This is a genomic window from Kistimonas scapharcae (assembly GCF_039540975.1).
Classification (GTDB): Bacteria; Pseudomonadota; Gammaproteobacteria; order Pseudomonadales; family Endozoicomonadaceae; genus Kistimonas; species Kistimonas scapharcae.
Map to the genome: position 1 here is coordinate 1 of NZ_BAABFL010000478.1, position 16,315 is coordinate 16,315.

Annotated in this window: 18 protein-coding genes; 4 read left to right on the forward strand and 14 right to left on the reverse strand. The window is 52.0% G+C overall.

The window, feature by feature from the left end:
* Window positions 1-74 precede the first annotated feature (74 nt).
* A complete protein-coding gene (locus ABD892_RS25585; RefSeq protein ID WP_345199170.1) occupies window positions 75-1,145 on the forward strand; it encodes a pectin acetylesterase-family hydrolase in 1,071 nt (356 codons plus the stop codon).
* A 55-nt stretch (window positions 1,146-1,200) separates the two neighbouring features.
* Here the strand turns inward: ABD892_RS25585 and ABD892_RS25590 are convergent, their stop codons facing one another.
* The 3 genes from ABD892_RS25590 to ABD892_RS25600 form a co-directional block, all read right to left on the reverse strand.
* A complete protein-coding gene (locus ABD892_RS25590; protein ID WP_345199172.1) occupies window positions 1,201-1,824 on the reverse strand; it encodes a hypothetical protein in 624 nt (207 codons plus the stop codon).
* Between the two features lie 156 nt (window positions 1,825-1,980).
* Window positions 1,981-3,180: a sodium/glutamate symporter gene (gltS, locus tag ABD892_RS25595; protein ID WP_345199173.1), complete on the reverse strand. Its 1,200-nt coding sequence runs from the start codon at window positions 3,178-3,180 to the stop codon at window positions 1,981-1,983.
* Window positions 3,181-3,521: 341 nt separating this feature from the next.
* Window positions 3,522-4,487: a Tim44 domain-containing protein gene (locus ABD892_RS25600; protein WP_345199174.1), complete on the reverse strand. Its 966-nt coding sequence runs from the start codon at window positions 4,485-4,487 to the stop codon at window positions 3,522-3,524.
* Window positions 4,488-5,005: 518 nt separating this feature from the next.
* Here ABD892_RS25600 and ABD892_RS25605 point away from each other — a divergent pair.
* Window positions 5,006-5,671, forward strand: a complete 666-nt coding sequence (locus ABD892_RS25605; RefSeq protein WP_345199175.1) for a hypothetical protein — start codon at window positions 5,006-5,008, stop codon at window positions 5,669-5,671.
* Between the two features lie 23 nt (window positions 5,672-5,694).
* On the opposite strand, the gene ABD892_RS25610 is transcribed toward ABD892_RS25605, so the two are convergent.
* Both ABD892_RS25610 and ABD892_RS25615 read right to left on the reverse strand, forming a co-directional pair.
* Complete coding sequence (locus tag ABD892_RS25610) at window positions 5,695-6,558, reverse strand: TPR end-of-group domain-containing protein (RefSeq protein WP_345199177.1); 864 nt, start codon at window positions 6,556-6,558, stop codon at window positions 5,695-5,697.
* A 64-nt stretch (window positions 6,559-6,622) separates the two neighbouring features.
* On the reverse strand, window positions 6,623-6,805 hold the full coding sequence (locus ABD892_RS25615) for a hypothetical protein (RefSeq protein ID WP_345199178.1): 183 nt from the start codon (window positions 6,803-6,805) through the stop codon (window positions 6,623-6,625).
* Between the two features lie 74 nt (window positions 6,806-6,879).
* Here ABD892_RS25615 and mpl point away from each other — a divergent pair, with 74 nt between their 5' ends.
* Together mpl and ABD892_RS25625 are read left to right on the forward strand one after the other, a co-directional pair.
* On the forward strand, window positions 6,880-8,247 hold the full coding sequence (gene mpl, locus ABD892_RS25620; protein WP_345199180.1) for a UDP-N-acetylmuramate:L-alanyl-gamma-D-glutamyl-meso-diaminopimelate ligase: 1,368 nt from the start codon (window positions 6,880-6,882) through the stop codon (window positions 8,245-8,247).
* The gene (locus tag ABD892_RS25625; RefSeq protein ID WP_425559363.1) at window positions 8,244-8,864 is read left to right on the forward strand and encodes a flavin prenyltransferase UbiX; all 621 of its coding nucleotides are present in this window, start codon (window positions 8,244-8,246) and stop codon (window positions 8,862-8,864) included. The genes mpl and ABD892_RS25625 overlap by 4 nt, the downstream gene beginning before the upstream one ends.
* A gap of 13 nt (window positions 8,865-8,877) precedes the next feature.
* Here ABD892_RS25625 and gap read toward each other — a convergent pair whose 3' ends face one another.
* The 9 genes from gap to ABD892_RS25670 form a co-directional block, all read right to left on the reverse strand.
* Window positions 8,878-9,885 (reverse strand): type I glyceraldehyde-3-phosphate dehydrogenase, encoded by a 1,008-nt coding sequence (gene gap / locus ABD892_RS25630; RefSeq protein WP_345199181.1) that lies wholly within the window; start codon window positions 9,883-9,885, stop codon window positions 8,878-8,880.
* 81 nt (window positions 9,886-9,966) lie between these two features.
* Window positions 9,967-10,899 carry a hypothetical protein gene (locus tag ABD892_RS25635; protein WP_345199182.1) on the reverse strand — a complete coding sequence of 311 codons (933 nt, stop codon included), beginning with the start codon at window positions 10,897-10,899 and terminating at the stop codon, window positions 9,967-9,969.
* A 6-nt stretch (window positions 10,900-10,905) separates the two neighbouring features.
* A complete protein-coding gene (locus ABD892_RS25640) occupies window positions 10,906-11,247 on the reverse strand; it encodes a cupin domain-containing protein (RefSeq protein ID WP_345199183.1) in 342 nt (113 codons plus the stop codon).
* Between the two features lie 88 nt (window positions 11,248-11,335).
* Window positions 11,336-11,647 carry a hypothetical protein gene (locus tag ABD892_RS25645; protein WP_345199184.1) on the reverse strand — a complete coding sequence of 104 codons (312 nt, stop codon included), beginning with the start codon at window positions 11,645-11,647 and terminating at the stop codon, window positions 11,336-11,338.
* Window positions 11,648-11,744: 97 nt separating this feature from the next.
* Window positions 11,745-12,080 carry a tRNA-binding protein gene (locus tag ABD892_RS25650; RefSeq protein WP_345199185.1) on the reverse strand — a complete coding sequence of 112 codons (336 nt, stop codon included), beginning with the start codon at window positions 12,078-12,080 and terminating at the stop codon, window positions 11,745-11,747.
* A gap of 157 nt (window positions 12,081-12,237) precedes the next feature.
* On the reverse strand, window positions 12,238-13,296 hold the full coding sequence (locus ABD892_RS25655) for a polysaccharide deacetylase family protein (RefSeq protein ID WP_345199186.1): 1,059 nt from the start codon (window positions 13,294-13,296) through the stop codon (window positions 12,238-12,240).
* A gap of 253 nt (window positions 13,297-13,549) precedes the next feature.
* Window positions 13,550-14,413, reverse strand: a complete 864-nt coding sequence (tesB, locus tag ABD892_RS25660; protein WP_345199187.1) for an acyl-CoA thioesterase II — start codon at window positions 14,411-14,413, stop codon at window positions 13,550-13,552.
* 59 nt (window positions 14,414-14,472) lie between these two features.
* Window positions 14,473-15,204, reverse strand: coding sequence for a tRNA (guanosine(18)-2'-O)-methyltransferase TrmH (gene trmH / locus ABD892_RS25665; protein ID WP_345199188.1), 732 nt, complete (start codon window positions 15,202-15,204; stop codon window positions 14,473-14,475).
* A 48-nt stretch (window positions 15,205-15,252) separates the two neighbouring features.
* Window positions 15,253-16,227 carry a D-alanine--D-alanine ligase family protein gene (locus ABD892_RS25670; RefSeq protein ID WP_345199189.1) on the reverse strand — a complete coding sequence of 325 codons (975 nt, stop codon included), beginning with the start codon at window positions 16,225-16,227 and terminating at the stop codon, window positions 15,253-15,255.
* Between the last annotated feature and the right edge of the window lie 88 nt (window positions 16,228-16,315).

Sequence of the window (16,315 nt, forward strand, 5' to 3'; positions counted from 1 at the left end):
AATCAGGCTCGCCAATACGTAAGGTGACGGGGGTGTTCAAGTAGACCAGAATCGGTGTTCAAGTAAACCAGAATATGCAACAGTCAGGCATACGTGGTGCACGGAATCCCAACGGGATTCCCGATAACTATATGGAAGTGCTCGATCCCACCACCATTATCAATACCGGTTCCATCGCACAGGTGGCTGTTACACCGTTTATTTTCCGGGCGCATCCCTGGGATCGAGTGAAAACCCAGAACTGGAACCTGGTTTACATCCCTTACTGTACCGGTGATATTTACGTCGGTGACAAAGCTGTGGTCTATGAGGATCCCAAGGGTGAACAACCGAGTCTGGTCTGGCTGCACAATGGCCTCAAAAACACCCGTTCAGTCATCACCTGGTTGAAGAATAATTTACCACGACCAACCCAGATGATGACGGCAGGTTGCAGCGCGGGCAGTGTCGGCGCCCTGCTGAACTACATGCACCTGCGTGAAGACATGGCGCCCAATAGAAGCTATCTGTTTGACGACTCCGGACCTGTGTTCCGGGCACCCTACAGCAGCAGCGACTCGGCAACTTATCCACAACTGCCACTCCAGAAAACGATCATTGATGCCTGGACGACCTGGACACCGAACGGTAGCCCGATGGATGAAAATCCACTCAATGCGCTTCAGGAACGTTATACAGCGTTTGATACCAATGACTGGTCGTCCATCTACAGCAGCCTTGCCAATCGCTTTCCGTCGGATCGACTGGGCATGACACATTTCCTGGATGACGCCAACTACTCTTCATACTCCTATGAGCGTTTTTATGAGGATATCTACAATGATCCGGATGCGGCTTCACGGCTGGAAAAAATCAAAACGCTCTGGCAACAGGATACGTTTGATAACCTGATTCCCCTGCTGGATCAGACCCATAACTGGGGATACTACTTCCCGCGATACCGGAACGTGAACGAATCCCACTGCACGTCCATCATTGAATTCGGCAACGCTGATATTCAGGAACAGAATCTGGTCTTGAAGGATTTCGTGAATAACATCATGGATGGTACTGGCCCCATGATGCGTGCTCATGAAACCGATGAAGTCAGTGATTACCAAAAGCCTTTCAACCTTCTGTACTGGCTGGTAGGTCAACTATTGTAACGTTTTGGATGCCGGACGATAACGTCCGGCACAGCCTGTGTCCTCTTATGCTGAACTACTGCGCATACACGTTTTCACGCAATTCCTGCAGTTTCATTGCCAGATAGCGTGAACGGCTCTGCCCCCCAGGAAACTGTTCCATGGCCATCACGTCTTTGACCAGTTCTGCTTCCAGTGTCTTATATTCCTGAAACTGTGGATTATCTGTGGGATCCTGTCGTTGCTGTGCTCCAGCCTGAACGGAATCTTCAATAAGACGGGCGGCCTTCTCCTTGAGAACGTCAGTATCACTTTCAGTCTGGTTCAACCATGCCAGCTTCAGGAACAAGGATTCACCGGCTGATATTTCAGCGCGTTCTGCCATAGTATTAATATCCGTCATAACTTGTTCAGCATTCGTCGTTTCACCATTAAAAAAAGCAATGACATTGTCATACGCCTGCTGCCGCGACATAAGTTGCTGATAAGCCCTTTCCGCTTCTTCCGTGCTGACACCAGCTTCCTGGGCAACCGTTGTCCAGTTAAATGCAACATCAAGAGGTTCACCTTCAGCCACAGCCGTATGAGCCCTTTCAATAGACAGGCTGGAAACATCAGGCACCGGTTCAGGCAGTAAGAACAACCAGCCCGCTACCATCATCACCTGTAACACCAGAAAACCCGTTATTCTTGTTTTCATTGTCATCTACCTGCAGGTATCAGGTTATTGTTGTCAACTTAACGAACAGCAATGACAGCACTTATCCACACTACAAAGATCATTGGACGGATGGCAAGCAGGAAATAAAAAAGCGGCTGTTTTGAGCCGCTTTTTTATTAAGGCAAAAATATCGGTTCAGGCCAGCAGATCAATAAACAACCGAATAACAACGCTGTTCACAATATCGATAAAGAACGCTCCTGCCAGCGGCACCACAATAAAGGCCTTGGGCGATGCCCCATAGTGTTGTGTTACTGCCGTCATGTTCGCCATGGCATTCGGCGTTGCCCCCAGACCGATACCGACCATCCCCGAACTCATCACCGCTGCGTCGAAGTCCCGCCCCAGCAACCGGTATACCACAAACCAGGTAAAGGTCAGCATCAGGCATGTCTGAACCATCAGCAGGATAAATAACGGTCCGGCCATACTGGCAAGGGTCCAGAGCTGCATGCTCATAAGGGACATCGCCAGGAACAACCCCAGGCAAACATCACTGATGACGGCCAGTGAAGGCACCGTCGACGACCACTGTTGTTTGCGGAACACCTTGGGAATCAAGTTGGTCACCAATATCCCGGCAAACAGGCACCCGACAAACTCCGGGATTTGTATACCCATACCGACGAGCCAGCGGGCGCTTGTCGCACCAGCCACCATGGCCAATACCAGCGTAAACAACGCCAACAGGGTATTTTCCGCATCAATCGGCTCATGTTCCTCGTTATAACGGCTACCAATGGTGATATGTTCTTTGCTGCTCGACTTGAGGCGGTTGATGCGAATCAATCGTTCGGCCAGAGGACCACCGGTAAATCCACCCAGCACCAAGCCAAATGTGGCACAAACGGTACCCAGCTCCATGGCGTTGGTGATCCCGTATTTCTCGAAAACCGGCGCCCAGGCGATCGCCGTTCCATGCCCGCCACTCAGGGATACTGAGCCGCTGATCAGACCAATCAATGGTTCCAGCCCCAACAGGCTGGCAATCGTGACACCGACCGTATTCTGGAACAGCAACGCCAGAATCAGCAACCCCAGGAATATCACCAGTGTTCTGCCACCCTGTACCAGAGTATCCAGCTTGGCAGACAGTCCCAGGCTGGTGAAAAACGCCAGCAACAGGGAATCACGCAATGTGGTATCAAAGACAACATCCACCCCTTCAACAGCATGGAGCAGTCCAAGCACGATGGATGCAAACAACCCGCCGGTCACCGGCTCGGGAATATCATAATTACGGAAGAAAGGGACGCGTCGGTTAATGAACTTGCCGATAAACAGCACCAGAATTGCAATCAGCAGTGTCCTGTGGGTAGACAGCTCAACTACCAAACCAGACTCCTTTATCAGATGGGGAAAGGCTGGTCTTCTGCCTGCACTCCCTCCCGACAGTGTTCAGTCGCCTACACAGTTTGGACAGGCATCATTCATGGGAACACCAAAAGATTGTGCAAATAAACAACACTCACTGTGCACAATCCATGATCAGACTCGGGGATTTACGGGAATGGAAACAAAGTACCAGGAAAAGGCTGGCAACGCTAACACACAGAAGGACAAGTGTCATTGCTTTCCATGGTAACGACTATAGACCCGTTATCATGGTTTAGCTGGCTCAGGGGGCTAAAAAAGCCGGATAAATCCGGCTTTTTCATGGTTTGGATCCGTCAGAATCAGCCTTCGATACCAACAATCAACCACGGAGCATCGGGCTGACTGAGGTCCCGCTCCAGATGCCAGATGTCGTGAATGTCTTCTTCCGTCCCTTCGACGGTATCCCGATAACGGCCACTGAAACGGATACTGACCTGCGCCTTGCCGTACAGGGTGTCTGCACGCACCAGGTCGGCATCCACATACATCACTTCGGTATGCTGGTCACCCGCAAGCGATTGCCTCTCCTGTACCAGCTGTTCAAAGAGCTCTGGCGCCAGGTACTCCCTCAGGACGCCCTGGTCATTGCAGTTCCAGGCTTCCTGCAGGGTACGGTAATGCTCACGAGCGCCTTTCAGGAAAGCGGTCAGATCGAAACCCTGTGGCAGGTTCATGGGGACATCATTATCGGCAACCCCCTGGCCCATGGCGGATACCGGTGTATTGCTACCTCCTGCCAGTCGCTCAGCATCAAAACCAGCATCTTCCTGAGCGGTATACCGGTTATCCATTGGACCGCCCATCGGGCTACCAAACGGGCCGGACGGTGCATGTCCGGCATAAGCCGTCCGGCGCTTCATATTCCGGAACAACGCAAACAGGCCAAATGCCAACAGGCCGATGATCAGGAAATCCATGACCTGAAATCCGTTAAAAGCCCCACCGCCGAATAGCGAGGCCAGCAAACCACCTGCCAGCATGCCGCCCAGTAACCCGCCCCACAGGCCACGATTAGAGGACTTCTGCGTGCCCTGTGCCGACTGCTGCGAAGATTTCTGTGCATTCTGGGTGGTGGTTGATTTCTGGGTATTCTGGGAATTGCCAAACAGCCCACTGCCCGGCTGGCTCTTGCTGGGCGCCGGCGCCGTATTGAACGACTTCCCGAAGCTCTTGCTGCCACCGAATTTCTTGGCTTCCACCATAGGGGCGGAAATCATCAGGGTGGCGGCCAGGAAAACGGTGAACAATGTTGTTATACGCTTCATGGTGCTCTGTTACTCACTGAACCAGAGTCGCCATGCTATGCGGTTTGTAATTTTTTTCAATGGTTATTAAGTGAACAAACGTCGTTTAATGCGATCAACTTGTCCTTCTATGCTCGTCATTGTAAGTCATACGGACAGGATAGCCTTCAATGCCAACGAACTTTTATGGTTATGGTTTCGCCATGGAACCTTGACCAAATTCGAATATCCAAGGATTTCGTTGACTAGAGCACAGATTAAGGACGATGCAAAAAACTCATAACCATGGAGCGCCGCCAAGCCCAGCCTCAGCCCATTCTTCCGACAGCCAAGGCTCTCTCCAACCGGGTCCCAGCCATAGAGATGCGTCAGCGCCAACCGTTCAGCAATCAGGCAGTCCGCAAACGAATAGGACGGCCAATCGACCTGTCGCAAATTTCACAGTCACACACGTCAGTGATTACAGGCAAGCATACCTACACGTCAGTGATTACAGGCAAGCATACCTAAATGTGCCAGTTGTTCCCTTTGGGGGAATAATGCAGATACCGATTGATATCCAGGCGATCGAAAATAATCTGGCAATACTGAATCCCGGTCGCCCTTATCCTGCTCTCAACGCACCCCAAAATGTGCACACGGTTAATCAGGCACCATCAGGACAGGCCTGGGTATTTCGCACCCATGAATCACTCCTGGAAAGAATGATTCATGATTTGAAAACAGCGAGAGAGGCCTTAACAACTAGAACTGCGCAAGAAAGGAATCAAATTTCTATCAATACGAGGTTACCTGTGGATATCATCCAAACATGGTTAAACCACCAAGAATTATCGCCTAATGTCCAAGTGAAAGCCTTTGTTGCACTGGCAGAGTACGCAAATGCAGCATGCAGCTATAGCACCGCAGCGTCAATCTATGAATTGCTATTGGGCAGGCTTCCCCACCATCCACTGAGAGAGCATATTCAGTCATCCCACATAGCCCAGGATGACCACACTCGCCTGGATTGGTTTGTGATGCTGGCAAACAACAAGAAAGATATTTATTCATTAGCTGTCATGTTTGGTGATATTTATATACAGCAACAACTAGCCATCGAGTTAAATGACATCAAAGCCATCATTGAGATGTTTAAAGAACGGAATATATTTTTATCAACATCACAAGATGTGTTGTTTAGAAAAATATTCTATAACGCCTGATTATAAGCGCTTGATGGCGTTTTTCACCCGACTTCATCGTTGACCAAAGCCGTAAATAAGGGGTGATCCTGAAGGTTACGGAAAGCACTTTCCTTTTCGAGTTCGTCTTTCAACGCTGGTGACTTCTCAATGGCAAGAGTGATATCACGTACTGCCGCCTCCTGCTGCCCCAGTTCGGCCTCAGCACAGGCACGCTGCCAGTATGCCAACGGATAATCCGCATCGTGCTCAATGGCTTGATTTGAGAGCGACAACGCCCAGCGGGTCTCTCCCAGGTCCATCAAAACATCCGCCTTGTAGGTCAGTGCTTCCACCTCTTCGGGGTTAATTTCCAGAATCTGGTCATAAATGTTGATCTGCTCATGCAGGCTGGATTCCAGCCCCGCCCGCATCCAGAGCGAGTGAATCTGGTTCGTTTCCGAAATCTTTTCCTGTGCGGCAAGAATCTGCTCCGAACGCACCTTGAGTTTGCGTTCCACATCATGCAGCTGTTGCTCATATTCACCGGTCAGTTTGGAGACCTTTCGCTCAACCGTTGCCTCAACGTTTTCCTGCACTTCGCGCAGGGAGCGCCACCCAAGCAACACCAGAATGGATGCAGCCCCCGTTATGATGAAGAAGATATTGTTAGTGGTATCCGTGGTATAACGCATAGCGCGGTCTGATGCGTCCAGACGAGCTTCTGCCACTTTTTCCGCCATCTCTGCCCGCATGGCCTGCAACTGCTGACGCAACAGTTTCAGCTCATCCAATATATAGCGTTCAATAAACGGCTTGTAGAGGGGTTCATCAATGCTTTCACTGACAGGGATGGCTTCCTCTGCGTAGGCATTCCCCAATCCCAAGAGAGCAAACATCAGCCCTGCAAGCAGGTATTGTTTAATCATTTAAGGCCTATTCCTTTAGTCCATAAGTTACAGCGTAGAACGCCTGCTCAAATTACAAAGACTTTTACATTACCCATTTCTGTTGTGTCGGCGTCAATCCATCTCCGGTTAGCACATCATTGGAGGCCAACGTTACTACCCTCTTTTTATCCCGCTTCCCTGACGTCAGCGTGACAGAGAAAAACCACAGCGAAAGTGCGATATATCGCATGCCTGCCATACCAGTCCGCTCTGTTCTTGCTGTCACCAGACTCCCCCCGTTAATATCAGTTATGTTTTCGGCCATTTTTATGGTCTGCGATCATTTCCGAGGACGATCTCTTGCACGTACATATTCTGGGTATCTGTGGTACCTTCATGGGCAGCCTGGCGCTGCTGGCCAGGGAACTGGGCATTCATGTCACCGGTTCTGACCAGAACGTCTACCCCCCCATGAGCACCCAGCTGGAAGAGCAGGGCATTGCACTGGTGGAAGGCTATAGTCCGGAACAGTTCAACCCCCGCCCTGATCTCGTTGTGATCGGAAATGCGATGTCCCGCGGCAACCCTGCCGTCGAGTTTGTGTTGAACGAAGGGATTCCCTACACCTCCGGCCCCAGGTTCATGGCTGACCATATCCTCAGGGATCGCTGGGTCATGGCGGTTGCAGGCACCCACGGTAAAACCACTACGTCTGCCATGCTGGCTGTCATCCTTGAGCATGCCGGCATGTCACCGGGATTCCTGATTGGCGGCGTACCGGCAGATTTTGGTCTTTCAGCCCGTATGGGAACGACCCCTTTCTTTGTCATCGAAGCGGACGAATACGATACCGCCTTTTTCGACAAGCGTTCCAAGTTTGTTCATTACCGGCCGCGCACGGCCATTCTGAATAACCTGGAATTTGATCATGCGGATATCTTTGAGAATCTCGGCGCTATCCAGAAACAGTTTCACCACCTCGTCCGAACTATTCCCGGCAATGGCCTGATTATCAAACCGGCGGATGACGCTAACCTCAATGCCGTCATCGATATGGGCTGCTGGAGCGACATCAGCAACATGGGGCCGGACAGTGACTGGCAGGCCATTCCCATTGCCGACGATGGCTCTCATTTTGCCATCAGCCATTGCGGCACGACGCAGGGCGAAGTCTGCTGGAGCCATACGGGGCGTCATAACATGCACAATGCACTGGCTGCGATCATTGCCGCACGACATGTCGGCGTGCAACCCGCCCTTGCCTGTGAGGCTCTGTCCGGATTTCGCGGTGTGAAGCGTCGTATGGAATTAGTGGCAGAAATCAACGGTATCCGGGTGTATGACGACTTTGCTCACCACCCCACCGCCATTGCCACAACGCTGGAAGGCCTGCGGGCCAGGGTTGGCTCAGACGCAACGATTCAGGCCGTCATTGAACCCCGCTCCAACACCATGAAGATGGGTATCCATAAAGGTCATCTGGCGGCCGCCACTGCCGCTGCCAGCCATGTCACCTGGTATGAACCTGAAGGACTGGGATGGTCATTGTCAGATGAACTCTCCCACAGCCCTGTACCGGCTACCGCCGATCATGATATCGACCGTATCGTTTCCACCCTTGTCAGCGAAGCCAGGTCAGGTGATCACCTGGTCATTATGAGTAACGGGGGTTTTGGTGGACTCCACCAGAAGCTGATTAACGCCCTGAACCAAAAGGCATCCGCATGATACAGATGCCCGAACAACCACAAACCGTGACACTGGCACTGACTGGAGCGTCCGGTGTGCAATATGGCCTGCGATTGCTGGAATGCCTGGTTGCCGCCAATCGGCAGGTGTATTTCCTGCTGTCCAAGGCTGCACGGATTGTGATTGCGACAGAAACCAACCTGAAGCTTCCCTCTAACCGTCAGGAACTGCAAGCGTTCCTGACGGACCAATATCGCGCCAAACCCGACCAGATTCGTGTATTGGGCAACGAGCAATGGATGTCAGCAGTCGCTTCCGGAAGCGGCGCACCGTCACAGATGGTGGTTTGCCCGGCCAGTACCGGCACATTGTCGGCCATTGCCACCGGAGCAAGTAACAATCTGATCGAACGCGCCGCGGATGTGGCCCTGAAAGAACGACGTCAGTTGATCATCGTGCCCCGGGAAACGCCCTACTCAGCAATACACCTGGAACACATGCTGTCACTGACCCGCATGGGTGCGGTGATTCTTCCTGCCAGCCCCGGTTTCTATAATCAGCCTCAAACCGTGGATGACATGGTGGATTTCATTGTTGCCAGGATACTGAATCATCTGGGAATCGCTCAGAACCTGATGCCAAGGTGGGGGGAGTAATCCACACTCCCCATCAGGCTGCGTTGATCAAGGCCAGCGTGTTATCCAGCATACGAACGGAAAATGCCCATTCATTGTCGTACCAGGCCATCACCTTGACCTGCTGTCCCTGCACCTTTGTCAGACTCGCATCAAACACGGACGATGCCGGGTTATGGTTAAAATCCATAGAGACCAGTGATTCATCATTGACAGCCAGCACCGGGCTTTTCTGACTGCCGCTTCTCACTGCGTCATTCACTTCTTCAACCGTTGTCGTACGGCTGGCAATAAAACAGAAATCCACCAGTGATACATTGATGGTGGGAACCCTCACCGCCAGGCCGTTGATTTTTCCTGCCAGATCAGGCAATACCAGACCCACCGCTTCCGCCGCACCGGTTTTCGTGGGAATCATATTCAGCGCTGCGGCCCGTGCGCGATAAAGATCGGAATGGTAGACGTCTGTCAGACGCTGATCATTGGTATAAGCATGAATGGTCGTCATCAGGCCGGAATCAATCCCCACGGCGTCATGCAGTACCGCCGCGACCGGCGCCAGGCAGTTTGTGGTACAGGATGCACAGGAAATAATCCGATGTGCTGATGTGAGTATGCTGTCGTTCACGCCATACACGATGGTCGCGTCAGGATCCTTGGCAGGGGCTGAAATAATCACTTTAGAAGCCCCGGCTTCCAAATGCTTGCCAGCACCGGCCTGATCCCGAAACACACCCGTACACTCGTGGACCACCTCAACACCCAGGGATTGCCAGGGCAGGCGGGCAGGATCTTTTTCTGAATAACAACGGATGGGTTCGCCATCAACCATGAGACTATCGCCTTCTACACCGACACTACATCCAAACCGGCCATGGGTCGTATCGTACTGAAGGAGATGCGCATTGATCCGGGCATCACCCAGATCATTGATCGCAACCACCCTGATGCCTTTCTGCCGATAACCGTGCTCATAGACCGCTCTGAGCACATTGCGTCCGATTCTGCCGAAACCGTTAATAGCCAGATTGATTTCGCGCATCTTACACACCTTTTGTCGTTTATTAGCTCACGCAAGCAACAGGCACGCCTGGTTGCTTCCTGGCTTTTAAAAGTAGATGACTCAGGGGGAAAGGGCAGGATTTAGTCCCTGGGCAGGATCCAGTTGCTTCAGCCAGCTGGCCACCGCATCCAGCATCACGGCCAGTGACTGATCTTTCGTGATACCCGGCGCGACCGTTTCCAGATAAAACCCGTCGGACAGTTCATCGCGCACCACCGCATGTTGATAAGCGGCATGGGGTTGTGTGGACACCATTAATACCGAACCTGCGGCTGGACGATTCTGCAGCCAGCTCCTGACCGTATCCCGGGTGTTCGGACGAAGCCAGTGCTGATGCTGCCAGGTTCTTGCGGTATCAATAAAATCCACTGGCAGTTTGCGCATGGACTGGGGCAGATCCGCATACAGGTACAACAACCGCGCCGCCTCTGTTTCGTGCATGGGGGCTGCATCACCGGAAAAGTGGGCAACATCGGTTTTCTGCTGGAGAGACTTCATCAATGACTGAAAATGATCGGCGGAAGGATCCAGCGGTCGCTGCCCCGTCAGAAAGACCAGGCGGTTGAACCGTACCCCTTCACGCCATAATTCCGCCAGATAGTGAATACGCTCTAACATGCCCGGACTTGTTGCCCCCAGGATAACGCCATAGTCATATTGTTCTTTGACGGGTTTGAGCGCCTGAACAAAACCCAGTTGTCGCAGGTCTTCCTGTACGTGGGTTTCCTTATCGGGAGACAAGTCCAGTTCAGCCAGTTCCCAGCGTTCCTGCCCCGGCTTACGTGCCCAGCGTGAAAACACCTGAGCAGCCCCCTGCCAGTCCCGGCTGACGGGCATATCCAGATGTTCCTGTAGTGAGACCAGCGCCTCCGGCACTGACAATTCCTCTGTCATTCCCTGACCTGTAAGGAAAAATGTGATCAATAGCAGTAACACCGCCATCACGCCGGATCGATAGACCGTTTGATGCCTGTGAATAACTGCCTTCCTCATACACATTTACTGCTTGTCTGGCACTGCATCCAGATGAAGTGCCAGCCATACGGTTTCCTCTTCGGGTGATGTCCATTCCACCCGATGGCGGCAATGGGCTGGCAGGAGAATATAGTCGCCGGCGTCCATGTTTACCAACGTATCCCGACCATCAATACGCAGCTGCGCGGCGCCCTTAACCACCATAACCCATTCATCATATGCCTGGTCATACCACTCACCTTCTGGCGTGATGTGCCCACGGGACAAGATACGTTCAAGCTTCACACCCTTTCGCTCCAGCAGGGGTTCGAAATATTCATCATCCGTTTGATCACGGCGTGGCGCAAAGAGGTTGTCGAGTTTCATGGGCTGGTTCAGTTCCGAAACGGCAAATACTGACCTTCTGAATTATCAGGTTTGGGGCGACACAGGCAAGAAAAGGAATGCGCCCTCTCTATTGAGGGCCATTATGCGGCATTTGCACAGCTTTACCGGCAATCTCGGTAAAATGGGTGTCCAGCTCTGGGAGCGACCAGTCCTCTGGATATTTTTGCGCCAGCGCTTCAAGCAGCGCGGAATACTGTTGGGACGGTTTGTTCAAGAGGTACAGCAGGAAGGTGTAAATCCTGTCCCCCACCTGCTTGTTGAAGGCCTGCTTCTGCTCATCGGTAATCATACCCTTACCGTGAAGCTCATCCACAATGCCATTTTCGAGACAGTTAGCGGCAATGATCAACGCCAGTTGCTTGACGGTATCTTCGTTCATCCTGAACGCACCTTCCTGATGGTTATATATAAAAACTAGCTGGAAACCACCGTTGATCAAGCCATCACCGGATATTTCCCAGCCGCATCAAGCCGACTCAGGTCACAGGACAACCCGCCGCCATGGATTGTTCAGGCATCAACAGGCGACATTGACTACCATCCTCAGTTTCCGCACATAACAGCATGCATTCAGACAGTTCGCCACGCATTTTGGCCGGTTTCAGGTTAGTCAGCACAACGACTTCACGACCCAACAGTTCATCTGAGGTGTAATAGTCGACCAGGCTGGTCACTGTCTGCCGGTTTTTTTCCTCTCCGATATCAATCTGTACCTTGTAAAGTTTTTCCGTATCAGGTACCCGCTCAACAGATAACACCTTGCCAACCCGAATATCGAGTTTTTTGAAATCGGCAAAACTGACGTCTGACATACCCTCTCCCGGTCGAATGCAGGTAACAAAAGAGGAATTATGAATACTGACAGGAGAACCTTAAAACTGTTGATTTTGTCTATTTGACCGATGCATGACGCGCATCAAAAAACTGCCACCAGAACGGTGGCAGTAATCGTGAAAAGCAGCCGAGCGGTTAATCGAGCGCCTTACCCTCTGAGGTCAAACGCAACCAGTCATGGGAATACCAATAATAGCGGCGGCCACTCTGGTCGGGTGCCGTACAGTTAAAGCGGGAACGTCCTGGCAGAATCGCCTTTTCTGACTGAATCTGAAACGTCATTTTTTCTGCATCCAGCCAATTGATCTTGAGACTTTCTCCCAGACCATAACAGGCCAGCAGTTTTTTCTGATAATCCCCACCAGCCAGCGTCAGTTGTAAAACCGGAGTTGTGTTGTTTTCATCAATAAGGCTGCTGTCTGGCGTTTTCCCACTGACCGGCAACGGCAGTGTATTAACTTTGGTGATAAAGGAATCCATCGCCGCATAAGCCCCTCCCATTGGAAATCTGGGTAGCTTGGTGAAATCCGATAATGCCCCAACCGGGCCTGACTGTTGGCCAAATCCCACAAAACCCATCTGTCCAATCAGCTGACGCAAGGGAGGCACCGTCTCACCGTAAGGCCAGGCAAACATCTTCAGATCCTGACCAGTCTTTTCGTTGATAATTTTCTCCGCAGTCTCAATGTCCTTGTGGATTTTGTTTAACCAGACCTGCTCATCTTCACCTTTGGCACGTTCAACCAAATGGCCATGACTGACACCATGGTTAGCAATGGAAGCACCGCTTTCCACCATTTCATTCAGTTGCTGCCAACTCAGAGCGTCACCATACCCACGCTCAACCGCATCCGTATTCACAAAAATAGTGAATGGATAACTGTGCTTCTTCATTAAGGGAAAAGCTTCACGGTAAATGGAGATGTATGCATCATCAAAGGTAATCGCCACCGTACGGTCAGGCAGTGCTTGATGCGTACGAATCCGCTTGATGATCTCCGGTAATGCCATCACGGTGAAGCCATTATCCCTCAGATAGGACAAATGCTCCTCAAACTGCGCAGGCGTCACACTGGTGCTACGCGGAGTATTATCACTGACATGGTGATATTGCAGGATCACCGCATGATCAGCCGCAAAGGCGCGGGCAGATAGCAGCAGTAACAATGAAAGAATGGTTGATAAGCGCAGCAAACTCGAGATTCCTTCAGGCAATTATTATCGATATTGTCTCAAAGTTGTCCGATGACGGTTATTGCCGTACACGACCGTAATGCTGCGGTTTCTAGCAGGATGGCCGACGGAAACCGTCTATTCAGGGCATCATAACGTCAGTTTTGACGAATGCACACCCCGATAGACACGATCGCATTGGCAAAGTTCTTATTTCTGTTAGCGATGTCTGAATACATCAGACACCGCCATCACAACTATCAGAAATGTTTGTTCAGGCCCACTTACGAATCAGACCTTCCTGTGTAGACGACGCCACCAATCGTCCCTGCCGATCAAATAACTGTCCCCGAACAAAACCTCGCCCCCCTGACGCGGAAGGACTTTCCATTGCATACAGCAACCAGTCATCCATCCGGAAATCCCGGTGAAACCACATGGAATGATCCAGGCTGGCAACCTGCATGTTCTTCTGCCAGAAGGACACTCCATGAGGCTCCAGCGATGTCGGCAAGAAATTGAAGTCTGATGCATAAGCCAACAGGTATTTGTGTATCCGCAGATCATCCGGCAACGTGCCCGCTGCCTTCAGCCAGATGTAACGCACCGGATCGCGCTTTTCCGGCTGCAGTGGATTGTTGGGATTCACGGGACGTATATCAATCGGCTTATCGCAAGTCATCTTGTCGCGGATGGATTCCGGAATAAACTGCTCAAACCTTCTGACCATCTCCAACTCGGAGGTCACGCCTTCAGGCCCATCGACTTCTGGCATCACCGGTTTCTGATGCCCAAAACCTTCCTCTTCTATCTGGAAAGACGCCGCCAGGTTAAAGATGGATTTGCCATTCTGGATCGCAACCACTCGACGGGTAGTAAAACTCTTACCATCCCGTGCATTGTCCACTTCATAGACAATCGGCTGGCGGGCATTGCCTGGACGCAGGAAATAGCAGTGAAAGGAGTGCAGTCCGCGATCCTCACTGACGGTCTGCTTGGCAGCAGACAACGCCTGCCCGATAACCTGTCCACCAAAGACATTGCCGAAACCGAGATCCTGGCTCTGGCCTCGAAATATGCCTTCTTCAATACGTTCCAGTTTCAACAGGTCCAGAAGTTCTGTCAGTACACTGCTCATTCATAAACTCCTTGCACTTCGCCTGCCTGTACAGGTCATGCCTGAGGCCTGGTCGATTATTATGATTTCCGATGTTTTTTCGACGACTGACGGATTTTTTCATACCAGTCGGAAGGATCTACCAGAAGACCGTTGTCATCAATGGCAGGATAAGTCGCCTGTCGTTCATCGCAGTAGCGGGCCAGTTCCGGATAACACCAACGGAAGAGTGTCCTGCGATAACACTCTGGTTCCAGGCGACTATGACGGTACAAACCTTGACGTTCGCGCTGACGCATAGCCTCCGCAAGAATGATCGCCGCAGCCACGGAGACATTGTACGACTCCACCATGCCCTGCATGGGAATGATGACATGCTCGTCAGCCAATTGCGCACCGGTTTCGCTCACACCATATTTTTCAGCCCCCATCAACAATACGCAGGGCACTGTAAAATCCAGTTCATGATACGGCTTTGCCCGCTCGGAAAAATGCGCGGCATAGACTTTAAAACGGCGTTCCTGAAAATGCCGAATACCCGCATCAATGCTGTTGTGCGTGGCGACATTGACCCAGCGATTGCTTCCCATGGAACGACGCCGCAACTGACGGGCCCGTAGGGGTGATTGGGAAAGATGAACCGTATCAATACCCACGGCATCGCAGGTACGCAGAATGGCAGCCAGGTTATGGGCTTTGTGCACCTGGTCAGTCAACAACGCCAGATCCGGCTGACGACGATCAAGCGCGGTCCGCAGCTTCTGGAAACGTTCCGGTGTCATGGTGGTCTGCATCGGGTATGGAACAGGCATTGTAAAAACATTGCCTGCAACAGGGCAACCGATACGTACAATTACCGATCAACTGTTTTGACGTATGGCGGGCCCGCGGGCCAATGCCCGCTCCACTAATGCCACCAAGACATCATCAAACGCCAGCCCTGCCGCTTCGGCAGCATCCGGTAGCAAACTGGTAGGTGTCAGCCCGGGAATGGTGTTGAGCTCCAGAAAAACAGGATCCTGGTCATCCGGCACCATAAAATCCGCACGGGCGAAGTCCCGGCACCCGAGAACCTCGAAGGCCTTAACCGCATAGGCTTCACAGAGTTGATACTGATGATCTGTCAGCCGGGCAGGAATAATGTGCTCACTCCGCCCCGGTGTGTATTTTTCATCATAACCATAACCCGTTAGGCGGGCGTCCTCAGGCAAACAGATCTCAATGACTGGCAGTGCCATGACGGCCGGATGCTCCAGAACTGACACCGTGACCTCTTTCCCAGGTATCATGGACTCCACCAACACATCGGTTTCTACTGAAAACGCCTCCCTGAATGCGACATCCAGTGCATCCGCCTGCCTGACCAGCGATGTACCAAGGGACGACCCCTGCGAACGGGGTTTGATCACAACCGAGCTCCCCAGTTGTGCCAGCGTGGTTTGAACGGCTTTGTCGATCCCGTCCTCCCGCTTGACCACAAGATCACTGGCAAGGGGAATGCCATGGGATTTCAGTAACTGTTTGGTGAGCAGTTTATCCATAGCCAAAGCGCTGGCGGTGACACCTGAGCCGACATAGGGAATCTGCATAATTTCCAGCAATCCCTGGATCGTGCCATCCTCGCCCGGCGGGCCATGCAGTACCGGAAACGCCACATCTGGTGCCAGACGGTGCAGTTCCACCGCGATGGCAGGGGTCAATTCCAGCACATGCAGATCAGGATAATGATGCCTGAGCGCCGCCTGTACCCGCCCAACAGACAGTCGCGACACCGCCGCCTCTGACGAAGGACCACCACAGATCAGCGCAACGCGGGGACAGGACAGGCCGGACATGATTCACTTCCAGAAACGGGGACTGTCGCCATACAGCCATGGCAAATCAATTAACATAGAAACAGACGGCCAAAGATGCCACTGGCAA